Origin of the sequence: Rhodococcus sp. ACS1 (assembly GCF_002300155.1) — a bacterium.
Taxonomy (GTDB): domain Bacteria; phylum Actinomycetota; class Actinomycetes; order Mycobacteriales; family Mycobacteriaceae; genus Rhodococcus_F; species Rhodococcus_F koreensis.
Genome location: NZ_NSDZ01000027.1, coordinates 1 through 1,304, shown reverse-complemented (window position 1 = coordinate 1,304; position 1,304 = coordinate 1). Strand labels below are relative to the sequence as shown.

Sequence of the window (1,304 nt, the reverse complement as noted above, 5' to 3'; positions counted from 1 at the left end):
ACCAGCCGGGTCGTCGCCGAGATCGGCCTGACCCCGGCCCACCGCAACACCTACGCCAACGCATTGAAGCGTTGCGCTACAAACGATTACCGAGATCGGGTCGCGAAGAAATGTTTCGAGCATGCCGCCGCGACCGGCGGATTGAGCTTGGTGCTCTACGACGTCACCACGCTGTACTTCGAGGCAGAGAAGGAAGACGACCTGCGCAAGGTCGGATATTCGAAGGAACGCAGGGTGGATCCGCAGATCGTGGTAGGCCTGCTCGTCGACCGTACCGGATTCCCCCTCGAGATCGGCTGCTTCGAAGGGAACAAGGCAGAAACCCATACCATCGTCCCGATCGTCCGGCAGTTCCAGGCCCGCCACGACATCGAGGCCGTCGAGATGGTTGTCGCCGCCGACGCAGGCATGCTCTCCGCCGGCAATCTCAAGGACCTCGACGAGGCCGGACTCAAGTTCATCGTCGGGTCCCGCGTCACCAAAGCCCCCGCCGATCTCGCAAACCATTTCCATTGGAACGGAAATACTTTCGCTGACGGACAGATAATCGATACGGTCACTCCCCGGCACGCGAAGAGCACCGTCAACAACGTCAACAAGCGCACCGAACCGGTCTGGGACGCGGCCGGACATCCGAAGTCCTGGCGGGCGGTCTGGCAGTACTCGAAACGACGGGCGGTCCGCGACAATCAGACACTCAACGCCCAGGAGGCCCGGGCCAGGGAGGTCGTCGATGGCGGCACAGCTCCGAAGTCGACGCGGTTCGTCAAGACTACCGCGGGCGGCCGCACCCTCGACACCGCATCTCTCGATCGGGCCCGATCATTGGTCGGGTTGAAGGGCTACGTCACCAACATCCCCGCCACACTGATGGACCCGGGCGAGGTGATCGGCAAGTATCACGACCTTTGGCATGTCGAGCAGTCGTTCCGCATGTCGAAAACCGACCTACGGGCGCGGCCGATGTTCCACCACACCCGCGACGCGATCGAAGCCCACCTCACGGTCGTGTTCACCGCGCTCGCGGTCGCCCGCTATCTGCAGGCCGAGACGGGAGTCTCGATCGGGCGCATCGTGAAAACCCTGCGCCCGCTACAAGAAATCAGCCTGACCATCGCCGGCCACCCCCACACCGCCGCCGACCCGCTCACCGTCGAAGCCGCAGCCATCCTCACCTCGCTGGAACTACCGACACGTTGACCGGGGTACTAAAACTGTGCAAGTCAGGTTAGATGCCTGCTATTGGGATCGCGGAACGGTGGAGCGGCCAGCGCAAAACGTTTTCAATCACCTTTTGTCGCGGT

At 62.7% G+C, this 1,304-nt stretch carries 1 protein-coding gene; it reads left to right on the top strand.

Going from position 1 to position 1,304, the window contains the following annotated elements:
• On the top strand, nt 1–1,200 hold a 1,200-nt coding region (locus CJ179_RS50425), incomplete at its 5' end, for an IS1634 family transposase (protein ID WP_095866534.1).
• Nucleotides 1,201–1,304: the final 104 nt, after the last annotated feature.